This window comes from Streptomyces sp. NPDC059255 (assembly GCF_042752355.1).
Classification (GTDB): Bacteria; Actinomycetota; Actinomycetes; order Streptomycetales; family Streptomycetaceae; genus Streptomyces.
In genome coordinates, this window is the sequence record NZ_JBHYZP010000003.1 from 307,229 (window position 1) to 319,066 (window position 11,838).

Annotated in this window: 11 protein-coding genes and 4 tRNA genes; 5 read left to right on the top strand and 10 right to left on the bottom strand. The window is 72.4% G+C overall.

All coding sequences use genetic code 11. The features are described 5' to 3' along the window. Window positions 1-3: 3 nt before the first annotated feature. The 5 genes from ACFXKG_RS07020 to ACFXKG_RS07040 form a co-directional block, all read right to left on the bottom strand. A tRNA-Phe gene (locus ACFXKG_RS07020) sits at window positions 4-80 on the bottom strand. Between the two features lie 21 nt (window positions 81-101). Further along, window positions 102-176, bottom strand: a tRNA-Asp gene (locus ACFXKG_RS07025). A 39-nt stretch (window positions 177-215) separates the two neighbouring features. Further along, window positions 216-288 (bottom strand) — tRNA-Glu (locus ACFXKG_RS07030). A 141-nt stretch (window positions 289-429) separates the two neighbouring features. Further along, window positions 430-2,160, bottom strand: a complete 1,731-nt coding sequence (locus ACFXKG_RS07035) for a metallophosphoesterase (protein WP_384833565.1) — start codon at window positions 2,158-2,160, stop codon at window positions 430-432. 90 nt (window positions 2,161-2,250) lie between these two features. Continuing rightward, window positions 2,251-2,601 (bottom strand): metallopeptidase family protein, encoded by a 351-nt coding sequence (locus ACFXKG_RS07040; RefSeq protein ID WP_365810567.1) that lies wholly within the window; start codon window positions 2,599-2,601, stop codon window positions 2,251-2,253. Window positions 2,602-2,755: 154 nt separating this feature from the next. On the opposite strand from ACFXKG_RS07040, the gene ACFXKG_RS07045 reads away from it, so the two are divergent. From ACFXKG_RS07045 to ACFXKG_RS07055, 3 genes are all read left to right on the top strand, one after another. After that, the gene (locus tag ACFXKG_RS07045; RefSeq protein WP_384833569.1) at window positions 2,756-3,406 is read left to right on the top strand and encodes a hypothetical protein; all 651 of its coding nucleotides are present in this window, start codon (window positions 2,756-2,758) and stop codon (window positions 3,404-3,406) included. A gap of 316 nt (window positions 3,407-3,722) precedes the next feature. Continuing rightward, on the top strand, window positions 3,723-5,933 hold the full coding sequence (locus ACFXKG_RS07050; RefSeq protein ID WP_384833572.1) for a DEAD/DEAH box helicase: 2,211 nt from the start codon (window positions 3,723-3,725) through the stop codon (window positions 5,931-5,933). A 220-nt stretch (window positions 5,934-6,153) separates the two neighbouring features. Beyond that, window positions 6,154-6,226 (top strand) — tRNA-Lys (locus ACFXKG_RS07055). 191 nt (window positions 6,227-6,417) lie between these two features. On the opposite strand, the gene ACFXKG_RS07060 is transcribed toward ACFXKG_RS07055, so the two are convergent. From ACFXKG_RS07060 to ACFXKG_RS07070, 3 genes are all read right to left on the bottom strand, one after another. Continuing rightward, entirely contained in the window at window positions 6,418-6,633 is a 216-nt protein-coding gene (locus ACFXKG_RS07060; protein WP_384833575.1) for an SDR family oxidoreductase, read from the bottom strand. Window positions 6,634-6,902: 269 nt separating this feature from the next. Then, entirely contained in the window at window positions 6,903-8,021 is a 1,119-nt protein-coding gene (gene arsB, locus ACFXKG_RS07065; protein WP_384833578.1) for an ACR3 family arsenite efflux transporter, read from the bottom strand. Beyond that, window positions 8,018-8,332, bottom strand: coding sequence for an ArsR/SmtB family transcription factor (locus ACFXKG_RS07070; protein WP_384833582.1), 315 nt, complete (start codon window positions 8,330-8,332; stop codon window positions 8,018-8,020). Before ACFXKG_RS07070 ends, arsB begins: the two co-directional genes overlap by 4 nt. A gap of 102 nt (window positions 8,333-8,434) precedes the next feature. Between ACFXKG_RS07070 and ACFXKG_RS07075 the strand changes: the two genes are divergently transcribed. After that, the gene (locus ACFXKG_RS07075) at window positions 8,435-8,848 is read left to right on the top strand and encodes an arsenate reductase ArsC (protein ID WP_384833585.1); all 414 of its coding nucleotides are present in this window, start codon (window positions 8,435-8,437) and stop codon (window positions 8,846-8,848) included. Next, the gene (locus ACFXKG_RS07080) at window positions 8,845-9,018 is read left to right on the top strand and encodes a hypothetical protein (protein WP_384833588.1); all 174 of its coding nucleotides are present in this window, start codon (window positions 8,845-8,847) and stop codon (window positions 9,016-9,018) included. The genes ACFXKG_RS07075 and ACFXKG_RS07080 overlap by 4 nt, the downstream gene beginning before the upstream one ends. 37 nt (window positions 9,019-9,055) lie before the next feature. On the opposite strand, the gene ACFXKG_RS07085 is transcribed toward ACFXKG_RS07080, so the two are convergent. Continuing rightward, entirely contained in the window at window positions 9,056-11,281 is a 2,226-nt protein-coding gene (locus ACFXKG_RS07085) for a heavy metal translocating P-type ATPase (RefSeq protein WP_384833591.1), read from the bottom strand. Between the two features lie 24 nt (window positions 11,282-11,305). Further along, window positions 11,306-11,680 carry an ArsR/SmtB family transcription factor gene (locus tag ACFXKG_RS07090; RefSeq protein ID WP_384833594.1) on the bottom strand — a complete coding sequence of 125 codons (375 nt, stop codon included), beginning with the start codon at window positions 11,678-11,680 and terminating at the stop codon, window positions 11,306-11,308. Window positions 11,681-11,838: the final 158 nt, after the last annotated feature.

An 11,838-nucleotide genomic window follows, 5' to 3' on the forward strand; every position in this document is an offset into this window, starting at 1 on the left:
CGGTGGTGGCTGGGGCCGGGATCGAACCGGCGACCTATCGCTTTTCAGGCGATCGCTCGTACCAACTGAGCTACCCAGCCACGCAGCCTCGCGGCTGCAAGCGGTCCTGACGGGATTTGAACCCGCGGCCTCCACCTTGACAGGGTGGCGAGCACTCCAAACTGCTCCACAGGACCAAGCAATGTGCGAGCACCAGTCTCGCACATGGTGTTGCGTGCCCCCAACGGGATTCGAACCCGTGCTACCGCCTTGAAAGGGCGGCGTCCTGGGCCACTAGACGATGAGGGCTAAGGGCCCGCCTGGGCGCTTTCCAGCGCGTCGGGGACGTCCGAAGCATATGTGATGCGGGGAGCTATCGCCAAAACGGTTTACGGGGCCCTCTCGCAGGGCGTTTTCGCGGGGAGTTCCCCGGGCCGGGGGCGAGGCCGGTCACGGCTCGGGGACGGGGAGACCCGGCCCGGAGCCTGAGGGGGACGCGGGGGACGCGGTGCCGGAAGGACGGGAAGGGGTACCCGTACCGCGCCCCGTGCCCTGCCCCGTACGGGGGCCGCCGCCGGGACCCGTACTCGCGTCGGTACCGGGGTCCGTACCGGACTCCGCGCCGGGTTTCCCCGCCTCCTCCGGGAGGTGACGGCTGACCTCGGCCGTCGTCAGCCCGAGGCCGCCGAGCGTGATCTCGTCCCACGCCTGGAGCCGCTTGCTCGTCCGGTCCAGGTAGAGCACGGAGGCGCGGACCTTCTCCGGCTTCTGGTTCTGCAGCGCGCGCAGCCCGCCGCCGCCCGTCGAGCCCTCGATCTTCAGCCGGGTGCCGTACGGCAGTATCCGCGTCTCGCGGTGGTGCACGTGTCCGGCCAGGGCGAGCGGGACCACCCCGTCCGTCTGCTCCGCGGCCAGCGGGTCGTGGGCGACCGCGATGTCCACCGGGGTGCCGGCCCGCTCCTGGTCGCGCAGGGCCGACGCGAGCCGGATGCCCGCCATGCGCTCGGCCGGGTCGCCCTGCACCTCCCGGGAGCGGTCCGGGGTGAACTGCGGGTCGCCCGTGCCGGCGATCCGGATCCCGCCGACGGAGACGGCCCGGCCCTCGTCCAGGACGTGCACGTTCCGGGTGCGCTCCAGGTACTCCTGCGTACGGTCCGAGTCGTGGTTGCCCCGTACCCAGACATAGGGGACGCCGAGGTCCTCGATCGGGTCGAGGAAGGTGTTCTCGGCCGAGGTGCCGTGGTCCATCGTGTCGCCCGAGTCGATGATCACGTCGATCCCGTACTGCTCCACGAGCGAGCCGATGATGTGCCACGCCGCCGGGTTGAGATGGATGTCGGAGACGTGCAGGACGCGGAGGGTGGCCGGGTCGGGCTGGAAGGTGGGGAGCGAGGACGTGGCGTCGTACAGCTTGGTCACGTTGGTGACCAGCCGGGCCAGCTCCTTCTGGTAGACGTCGAAGTCGGAGACGATCGAGCGGGCGTTGCCGACGACCTGGGGCGCGGAGGAGAGCAGCCCGGAGAACTTCGGCTCCAGCACCGACTGCGGGTTCCAGGTGGCGTACGCGCCGGCGGCGGAGGCGCCCAGCAGCGTGAACGCGAGGCCGCCGGCGGCGAGGGCGCGGCGGGGCCGGCGGTAGACCGCGAGGCCGAGGGCGGTCGCGCCCGAGACGACGGCGACGACGGAGCGTACGGCCAGCTCGGTGGTGCCGGTCCTGACGTCGCGGCTGATCTCGCTCTGCAGCCCGGAGAGCCGCTCGGGGTGCTCCACGAGGGCGGTGGAGCGGACCGGGTCGAGCTGGTCCACGTCCACGTCCAGCCGGACGGGCCCGGTGTGCGTGGCCAGCTCCAGCGCGCCGAGCGGCGAGACATTGATCTTCGTGCCGCCGGTGAGGGAGGGGCGGAGCGTCATCCGGGTGTCCATGGGGCCGACCGGCGTCAGCACGCTGCCGACGATCAGCAGTCCGAGCCAGGCGCCGAACAGGACGACGGCGACCATGCCGAGCGCGCGGACGAGGGGGCGCGGGGGGTGGACCTCGACGAGGGAACTGGTGAGGCCGGTGGGGCGGCGGGGACGGAGACGGAGACGGCCCGTGATGCGTGGGAGCGCCGGGAGTGCGGAGCGCAGGGTGCGGAGGGCTCGGAGGGCGCGCGGAGGGAGGCGTGGGACATCACGGTCCATTGGGCGCGTATGCCCGGAGCGCCGGTCCGCCATGCCTGGCCGCCGCCAACAGGAGTAGTCCGCGGACGGAGGCGCGGGCCCCGTACGGGCTCAGCCCCAGCCGAGCTCGTGGAGCCGGTCGTCGTCGATGCCGAAGTGGTGGGCGATCTCGTGGACGACGGTCACGGAGACCTCGTGGACGACGTCCTCCGTGCTCTCGCAGTACCGCAGGGTGGGCCCCATGTAGATGGAGATGCGGTCGGGCAGGACACCCGCGTACCACTCGCCCCGGTCGGTGAGGGGCGTCCCCTCGTACAGCCCGAGGAGTTCGGGGTCGGAGGGGTCGGGCTCGTCCTCGACGAAGACGGCGACGTTGTCCATGACCCTGGTCAGCTCCGGGGGGATCCGGTCGAGGGCCTGGCTCACCAGTTCTTCGAAGGTCTCGCGTGTCATCTCCAGCACAGGGCCATTGTCCGGCAGATCCGCGCCCCGGCAAGATCGTCGGCGGCTCCGTGTGACCCGGGCGTGTCCCTGGCGGCGAAAAGGGAGTTGGGCAGGTCGACCTTCCCCCGCCGACGGCGGGGAGAGCCGTTCCCGTGCCCCGGAGGTGCCGCTCGTGCGCCAGTTGTCCGCCCCAGGCCGTCTCGCCGTCTGGATCGTCACGTCCCTGGCGGCCCTGTCCTCCGCGGGCTGTATGAGCGTCGGCGAGGACGCCGGGAGCCCGGCCCCGTCGCGCTCGCCGGACCGTACCGGCGCCGCCGCCGCGGAACCCGACGGCGGTACGGGAGCCGCCGCCGGAGCCGGCGGGTCCGACGCCTGGCCGGGCCATACGGAGAAGAGCGGCGGCGGTACGGGGCACGCCGAGGCGGGCGGCGACGCGAGGCCGGACGGCAAGGGCGGGGCGGGGGACGGGGCCCCGGCGGCCGGGCCGGGCAAGGGGGCCTCGCCCGCGGCCGGTTCGTCGGGCGCCCCCTCGCCGAGGCCGTCCACCGGGCCCGGTCCTGAGCCGGGGGAGGGGAAGCCGACCGCGCCGGGGAACGAGCCCGTACCGACCAGGGAGCCCACGCGCTCCGCGCCGCCGCCCGTACAGCAGCCCACGCCGTCCCCCGCGCCGGAGGACCCGGACCCCGAGCCGGAGCCGACGAAGCCGCAGGAGCCGCCGTCGGCCTCGCCGGCGGCGGGCATGCGGACGGGCGCGCTGTCCCTGGCGGACGGGGCGGGGATGCTGACGGAGCCGTCGGCGTCGGCCCAGCCCGGGCCGGTGTGAGAGACGCGGCCGGGGTGATGTGCGCGCGTTCGTGCGGCGGTGTGCCGACGCGCGGGTGCCGCGGGTGTGCTGACGCGCGGGTGTGAGGCGCGTCTCTTTCGCGTTTCCGCACCTCGGCGGCGGGGGCCTGGTTTGCCTAAGTGGGGGGTGGGTGCGTATGGTAGTAGATCGTTTGATCATTGCCCGGCGCCGACACAGAAGAGCGCCGCGTGGCGCGTACTCTCCCTTGCCGTGGCTGACCGCATTGAGGCGGTCGATTTGCGAATTTCACGGAGTTTGGGCGCGTGCCGAGACTCCGGAAGGTTTCGCATTTCGCATGTCCATTTCCAGTACTGACCGCGCCGTCATGCCCGAGAGCGTTGAGGCCGAAGAGGCCGCTGTCTCCGCCGATGTGGCGGAGCTCACCGAGACACCCGAGGTGGCCGAGGCCGAAGGGGCCGTAGAGGCCGTAGAGGCGATCGAGGCCGCAGAGGCCCCCGGGACGACCGAGTCCGACGAGGCGTCGGAGAAGGCTCCCGGCATCACCTTCGGCGACCTGGGCCTGCCCGACGGCATCGTCCGCAAGCTCGCGCAGAACGGCGTCACCGCCCCCTTCCCGATCCAGGCCGCGACCATCCCGGACGCCCTGGCCGGCAAGGACATCCTGGGCCGCGGCCGTACCGGCTCCGGCAAGACCCTCTCCTTCGGCCTGCCGCTGCTCGCCACGCTGGCGGGCGGCCACACCGAGAAGAAGAAGCCCCGCGGCGTCATCCTCACGCCGACGCGTGAGCTGGCGATGCAGGTCGCGGACGCGCTCCAGCCGTACGGCGACGTGCTCGGCCTGAAGATGAAGGTCGTCTGCGGCGGTACGTCGATGAGCAACCAGATCTACGCCCTGGAGCGCGGCGTCGACATCCTCGTCGCCACCCCGGGCCGGCTGCGCGACCTGATCAACCGCCGCGCCTGCTCGCTCGACCAGATCCAGATCGCGATCCTCGACGAGGCCGACCAGATGTCGGACCTGGGCTTCATGCCCGAGGTCACCGAGCTGCTCGACCTGGTGCCGGCCGGCGGCCAGCGCATGCTCTTCTCCGCCACGATGGAGAACGAGATCAGCTCGCTGGTCAAGCGCTACCTGACCGACCCGGTCAGCCACGAGGTCGACAGCGCCCAGGGCAACGTCACGACGATGACGCACCACGTGCTCGTCGTGAAGCCCAAGGACAAGGCCCCGGTCACCGCGGCGATCGCCGCCCGCAAGGGCCGCACGATCATCTTCGTACGGACGCAGCTCGGCGCGGACCGGATCGCCGAGCAGCTCCGCGACTCGGGCGTGAAGGCCGACGCGCTGCACGGCGGCATGACGCAGGGCGCGCGGACGCGGACGTTGGCCGACTTCAAGGACGGTTACGTCAACGCCCTCGTCGCCACCGACGTCGCCGCCCGCGGTATCCACGTGGACGGCATCGACCTGGTGCTCAACGTGGACCCGGCCGGGGACCACAAGGACTACCTGCACCGCTCGGGCCGTACGGCGCGGGCCGGCAAGTCCGGTGTCGTCGTCTCGCTGGCGCTGCCGCACCAGCGCCGGCAGATCTTCCGGCTGATGGAGGACGCGGGCGTCGACGCCTCGCGCCACATGGTCGGCGGCGCCGGCGCGTTCGACCCGGAGGTCGCCGAGATCACCGGCGCCCGTTCGCTCACCGAGGTCCAGGCGGACTCCGCGAACAACGCGGCCAAGCAGGCCGAGCGCGAGGCCGCCGACCTGACCAAGCAGCTGGAGCGCGCCCAGCGGCGCGCCGCCGAGCTGCGCGAGGAGGCCGGCCGGCTGGTCGCCCGCGCCGCGCGTGAGCGGGGCGAGGACCCGGAGGCAGCGGTCGCCGCGGTGACGGCCGAGGCCGAGCGCGCGGTCGAGGAGGCCGCCGCGGCGGCGTCCGTACCGCAGCAGGCGACGCCGCGCGACGAGCGCGGCAACTTCGGCCGCCGGGACGACCGGGGCGAGCGCAGCGGCCGGGGCGGCGCGCGGGGTTACACGCCGCGCGACGACCGCGGTGGCGACCGTGACCGGGGTGGCGACCGCGGCGGTGACCGCGGTGGTTTCCAGCGCCGTGACGACCGTCCCGCGGGCGGCTTCCGCCGCGACGACCGCCGGGACGAGCGGGGCGGCGACCGCGGTGGTTTCCAGCGCCGTGACGACCGGGGCGGCGACCGCCGTGACGACCGTGGCGGCTTCCGCCGGGACGACCGGGGCGGCGAGCAGCGCGGCGGCTTCAACCGCGACCGCGGCGCGGACCGCCGGGACGACCGGGGCGGCGACCGCCGTGACGACCGCGGCGCCCGTCCCTTCGAGCGCCGTGACCACCGGGGCGGCAGCGACCGCCCGTTCAACCGCGACCGCCGCGACGACCGCCCCTCCGGCGGCTTCCGCTCCGGCGGCCACGACCGCCCGGCCACCCGCCGCGACGACCACCGCGGCGGCACGACGGGCACCGGCACCGGCTCCTTCGGCCGCCGTGACGACAAGCCCCGCTGGAAGCGCAACGGCTGACCGCCGCCGCTCCTGACCCTCCACCAGGGCCCGTGCCCCACCCCCAGGGTGGCCGGCACGGGCCCTGGCCCGTTCCTCCGACCGCTGCCCCGGCGGCACCCTCTCCCCGCGCCTGCTCCGCGTCCGGTGGGCGTCTGCTCCGTGCCACGCGACATCCCCACAGGGGATACCCGATCGGCGCAGGCTCCCGGGCGGGCTATGCTCGTGTGTGTTGTGTCGAGGGCCGTTAGCTCAATTGGCAGAGCAGCGGACTTTTAATCCGTTGGTTGTGGGTTCGAGTCCCACACGGCCTACCGACAGCAGGGCGAGGAAAATCCCTTTGACCTGCTCTTCAGCGCCTCGACCGGCTTCGGCCGGCCGGGGCGCTTCCTCGTACCTGGCACGTGCGTGAGCGGCGGATCACCAGCATCGTGTCGTCTGCGGTGACGAGGACGGCGCGGACTCTTTCGGTCATTTCGGTTCGTCTCCTTGCTCGTTGACTGTCTCAGTGCAGCAGCCAGCCGCCGTCGGCGTGGACGGACTGCCCTGTGATGAACGAGGCGGAGGGGCCCACGAGAAACGCCACGAGGGCCGCGACGTCCTCGGGCCGGCCACGGCGCGGGACGCACTGGCGCTTGATCTGGTCCTCCGGCCGCGCACGGTGCTGGGCGGGAAGGGCGTTCTCGGCCTCGACCTGGATGGCCCCGGGCATGACGGTCATCGGCGCACTCATCTGCCTGGCCGGTATGGCCGTCCTGATGTACGCACCCCGCGGGCACTGACTGACGGCCGGAAGTCTCGCGCCCCGGCCCGTTCGGGTGGACGCCTCCTTGTCGTCACGGCGTGAGGGCCGGGCGGATCACGCAACGGGCGGCCGACACGCCGGAATCGGTCTCCACGCGCAGCCGCCCGCCCTCGCGGTGCACGCCCCGTGAGGGCACCGGGGCGGGCCACCGTGGTCAGAGCCTCGGCCCCGGCGCAGACCGTGCATCAGTACTGCCTCGCGGGGGTGGTGAGAGCCGTGGCGGTGAACTTCTTGCGCCAGGCCAGGGATACGTGGACGAGCCCGATCAGGACCGGTACCTCGATGAGCGGGCCGACGACTCCGGAGAGTGCCTGGCCGCTGGTGACGCCGAAGGTGGCGATGGCGACGGCGATGGCCAGTTCGAAGTTGTTGCCCGCCGCGGTGAAGGCGAGGGTGGCGGTGCGGTCGTAAGCGAGGCCGAGTGTCTTGCCGAGCAGGAAGGATCCCGCCCACATGAGCGCGAAGTAGACCAGCAGCGGCAGGGCGATGCGGGCCACGTCCAGCGGCTGCGAGGTGATCGTCTTCCCCTGGAGCGCGAAGAGGATGACGATGGTGAAGAGCAGGCCGTAGAGGGCCCAGGGGCCGATCTTCGGCAGGAACTTCGCCTCGTACCCTTCGCGGCCCATCTTCTTCTCGCCGAGGCGGCGGGTGAGGAAGCCGGCCAGCAGGGGGACGCCGAGGAAGACGACCACGTTGAGGGCGATCTTCCACATGGAGATGTCCAGGCGCTGGCCGTCGCCGAGGCCCAGCCAGTGGGGCAGCAGGTCGAGGTAGAGCCAGCCGAGCAGGCCGAACGCGACGACCTGGAAGACGGAGTTGAGCGCGACGAGGACGGCGGCGGCTTCGCGGTCGCCGCAGGCGAGGTCGTTCCAGATGATGACCATGGCGATGCAGCGGGCGAGGCCGACGATGATCAGGCCGGTGCGGTACTCCGGTAGGTCGGGGAGGAAGATCCAGGCCAGCGCGAACATCACGGCCGGGCCGACGATCCAGTTGACGACCAGTGAGGACACCATCAGCTTGCGGTCGCCGGTGACCGCGTCGAGCTTGTCGTAGCGGACCTTGGCCAGGACCGGGTACATCATGATCAGCAGGCCGACGGCGATGGGCAGGGAGATGCCGCCGATCTCCACCTCGGCGAGGGTGTCGTTGAGTCCGGGGACGAGGCGGCCGAGGCCGAGTCCGAGGGCCATGGCGATGAGGATCCATACGGCCAGGAAGCGGTCGAGTGTGGAGAGTTGCGCGACGGCCGAGTCGTCTTCCGGCCCGGCGGGGGCTGTGGTGGCCGGTTCGGTGCTGGTCACGGACAGGCCCTCTTCGTGTCGGCCGCCCGGGTGGCGCGGGCGGCCGTGGCCAGGTCGGTGAAGGAGCCTGCCAGGGCTTCGATGACGTCCGGCCGGAGTTTGTAGTAGGTGAAGCGTCCGCAGGGTTCCGTCTCCACCACCCCGGCCTCGCGCAGGACGCGCAGGTGGTTGGAGAGGTTGGTCTGCTTGGCGCCGGTCTCCTCGACCAGGTGCGTGGTGCAGAGGGTCTCGTGGGCGAGCAGGGTCACGATCTGCAGCCTGAGCGGGTCGGCGAGCACCCGGATCAGGTCAGTGTCGACTGACGTCATCATGAGCTGATACTTTCACATCAGTGGCTACTGATGCCACCTGGTGCTGATGTCATGTGCGCCTGATTTCCTCCGTGTGACTCGCGAGACAAGAGAGATCGTCTGATGTCCGGAAAGCCTTCCGTGCTGTTCGTCTGTGTCCACAACGCCGGCCGTTCCCAGATGGCCGCCGCCTGGCTGACCCACCTGGCCGGCGACAGGGTCGAGGTCCGTTCCGCGGGTTCCGCCCCGGGCGCCAACGTCAACCCGGCCGCGGTGGAGGCCATGCGTGAGGTCGGCATCGACATCTCCGCCGAGGTCCCGAAGATGCTCACCGTGGACGCGGTGAAGGAGTCGGACGTGTGCATCACCATGGGCTGCGGCGACACCTGCCCGGTCTTCCCCGGCAAGCGCTACCTCGACTGGACGCTGGACGACCCGGCCGGCCAGGGCGTCGAGGCCGTACGCCCGATCCGCGACGCGATCAAGAAGCGCGTCGAGGGACTGATCGCCGAGATCGCGCCGGAGACCACGGCATGAGCGAGATCCGCAACGTCGTCGTCATCGGCTCGGGCCCCTCCGGCTGCGCCGCCGCCCTGGACGCCGAGCGGTACCTTGCCGCACTCGCCGACGGCGACGTCACCAAGACCATCGTCGGCGCCAAGCCGGAGGCCGCCCTTGAACGCGACCTTGCGGACTTCATCAGCTAGCCGCGGTTGGTGGACGCTGGACGTGAGGGCCCGCAGGTCACTGCCCGTCGCAGCATCCGTCGCCGCGGAGCGCGGGATTCACCACCGGCAGTGGGTTGGCCGGGCGAGGGTTCTGTGCCGGGACCGTCTTGACCAGGGTTGGCTGTTCGACGTGGGCCGGCTGGTCCGTCGCGCAGCCCGCGCAGCAGCCTGTCGCGGGTTCCGGGACCGCCAGTGCCTCCCGCGGTGTCTCGGCCGCCGGTTTGGTGCCTGGGGCGATCAGGAGCGTGGAGAGCGCGGCGGGCTGTACGGAGGGCTCGGCAGGTGCGGTCCGTCGCACGGTGGTGGCGAGGGCTGTCGTGCCGGGCAGGGGGGTGGCCTTGGCGGCGCGGAGGGCGTTGGCGATGACGACGACCTCGGCGAGTTCGTGGATGAACACGACGGTGGCCAGGCCCAGGACGCCGAAGGCGGCCAGCGGGATCAGTACGGTGATGATGGCCAGGGACATGCCGATGTTCTGCAGCATGAGCGAGCGGGCTCGGCGCGAGTGCCGCAGCAGCAGGGGCAGGTGGCGCAGGTCCTCGCCCATCAGTGCCGCGTCCGCGGTCTCGATCGCGACGTCGGTGCCCATGGCGCCCATCGCGATGCCGACATCGGCGGTGGCCAGCGCGGGGGCGTCGTTGATGCCGTCGCCCACCATGGCCACGCCGCCCCGGCCGCCCCGGGCGCGCAGCTCGGTGACGATCCCGGCCTTGTCCTCCGGGCGCAGGTCGGCGCGGACGTCGTCGATACCCGCCGCGGTCGCGAGCGCCTGGGCGGTGCGGGCGTTGTCGCCGGTGAGCATGGCCACCTCGACGCCGAGGCGGCGCAGTTCGCGTACGGTCTCCGCCGCTTCGGGCCGTAGCTCGTCGCGTACCGCGATGGCGCCGATCAGTACGTCGTCGCGTTCGACGAGGACGACGGTCGCGCCCTCGCCCTGCAGCCGCGCCACCTCCGCCGCGAGGCCGCCGGGTTCGATGAAGCCTGGGCGGCCGAGCCGTACCCGCGTCCCGTCGACGTCACCGCGCAGACCGTGGCCGACGACCGCGGTCACCTCGGCGGCTTCGGGGACTTCGTCGGCGGCGGCGGTGATCGCGGCGGCGAGGGGGTGTTCGCTGCGGGCCTCCAGCGCGGCGGCCAGGCGCAGCACCTGCGTGTCGGTCGCGCCGTTGGCGGTGAGGGTGTCGATGACGCGGGGCTCGTTGCGGGTGAGCGTGCCGGTCTTGTCGAGGGCCACCGTACGTACGGTGCCGAGCTGTTCGAGGGCGAGGCCCCCCTTGACCAGGGCGCCGGTGCGGCCGGCCGCACCGACGGCGGCCACCACGGTCAGCGGCACGGCGATCGCGAGCGCGCACGGGGAGGCGGCGACGAGGACGACCAGGGCCCTCTCCAGCCACAGCAGCGGATCGCCGAGGATCGCGCCGAGGGCGGCGATCAGCCCGGCCAGCGCGACGATGCCCGGCACCAGCGGCTTGGCGAGCCGGTCGGCCAGCCGCTGGCCCGCTCCCTTGCGCTCCTGTGCCTCTTCCACGATGTGCACGATGCGGGCCAGGGAGCTGTCCTTCGCCGGCGCGGTGACCTCGACCTCGATCGCGCCGCCGCCGTTGATCGCACCCGCGTGCACGGCGTCCGTGGGGCCGGCTTCGACGGGCATCGACTCACCCGTGATCGCGGACAGGTCCAGGCTCGTGCGGCCGGAGCGGATGACACCGTCGGTGGCGGCACGCTGTCCCGGGCGCAGCAGCATCACGTCCCCCAGGGCGAGGGCGTCCGGGGCGAGTTGCACCTCGCGGCCGTCGCGCAGCACCGAGGCGGTGTCGGGGACCAGGTCGAGCAGTGCGCGCAGGCCCTGGCGGGTGCGGACGACCGCGTAGTGCTCCAGACCTTCGGCGACGGAGAAGAGAACGCCGAGCATGGCGGCCTCGAAGAACTGGCCGAGCGCCACCGCCCCGATCGCGGCGATCGTCATCAGCGTGCCCACGCCGACATGCCGGTGCTTGAACAGATTGCGTACGGCCGCCGGGACGAAGGCGGCGGCGCCGACCGCCACGGCGGCCAGTTCCAGCACCGTCTGCGGGACCTCGGCCCCGGCACGGCCGGTCAGCCGGCCTGCCAGCAGCAGTGCGCCGGCGGCCACGGCGAACCGCAGCTCCCGTACGTGCCACAGCCGCTGCGGCCCCTGTTCGTGTTCCTCGGCACCGGCGGTGGCGTCCGCCTCGGCCGGCGCGCAGCATTCCGCACCCATCGAAATCCCCTTCCCCTGCCCTTGTCAGATCTCCATGGCGGCATTGACGTCGTCGCCCAGGAGCACGCCCAGCAGCACCCGGCCCTGCTCGGTGAGCGCGTACATCACCAGTCGGCCGTCCCGGCGGGATGTGGCCAGCCCCGCGGCGCGCAGCTGCCGCAGGTGGTGCGAGACGAGGTTCTGCGCCTGCCCGACGATCCACGCCAGATCACAGCCGCACAGCTCGTCTCCGGCCGCCAGCGCCGCGGCCACGTTCAGCCGCGTGGGGTCGGCCAGGCCCTTGGCCGCCGATGCGGCGGGCTCCAGAGAGGCCGGCGAGGGCAGGCGTCGGCGGATCTGTTCGGCGTGCGGCAGATCCAGGCAGAGCAGGTCGCAGGAGTCGATTCGATCGTCGGTCATATCAATATTCTAATGTTCATTGGTATGTCTGGGTAGCCGCAGGTCTCGCTCATGGAGTGGCGGGGGGGGGGGCGGGGGCGCCCCCCCCCCCCCCCCGCGCCTCAACCCCAGACAGAGGGCCCGGTGGCCCGCCCCCCCCGCGCCGCCCGAAGGGGAGC

Coding starts and splice junctions, on each gene's coding strand:
- ACFXKG_RS07070 (WP_384833582.1), bottom strand. CDS start 8,332: ATGATGACGTCAGTCGACACTGACCTGATCCGGGTGCTCGCCGACCCG.
- ACFXKG_RS07050 (WP_384833572.1), top strand. CDS start 3,723: ATGTCCATTTCCAGTACTGACCGCGCCGTCATGCCCGAGAGCGTTGAG.
- ACFXKG_RS07080 (WP_384833588.1), top strand. CDS start 8,845: ATGAGCGAGATCCGCAACGTCGTCGTCATCGGCTCGGGCCCCTCCGGC.
- ACFXKG_RS07060 (WP_384833575.1), bottom strand. CDS start 6,633: ATGACCGTCATGCCCGGGGCCATCCAGGTCGAGGCCGAGAACGCCCTT.
- ACFXKG_RS07085 (WP_384833591.1), bottom strand. CDS start 11,281: ATGGGTGCGGAATGCTGCGCGCCGGCCGAGGCGGACGCCACCGCCGGT.
- ACFXKG_RS07075 (WP_384833585.1), top strand. CDS start 8,435: ATGTCCGGAAAGCCTTCCGTGCTGTTCGTCTGTGTCCACAACGCCGGC.
- ACFXKG_RS07090 (WP_384833594.1), bottom strand. CDS start 11,680: ATGACCGACGATCGAATCGACTCCTGCGACCTGCTCTGCCTGGATCTG.
- ACFXKG_RS07035 (WP_384833565.1), bottom strand. CDS start 2,160: ATGGACCGTGATGTCCCACGCCTCCCTCCGCGCGCCCTCCGAGCCCTC.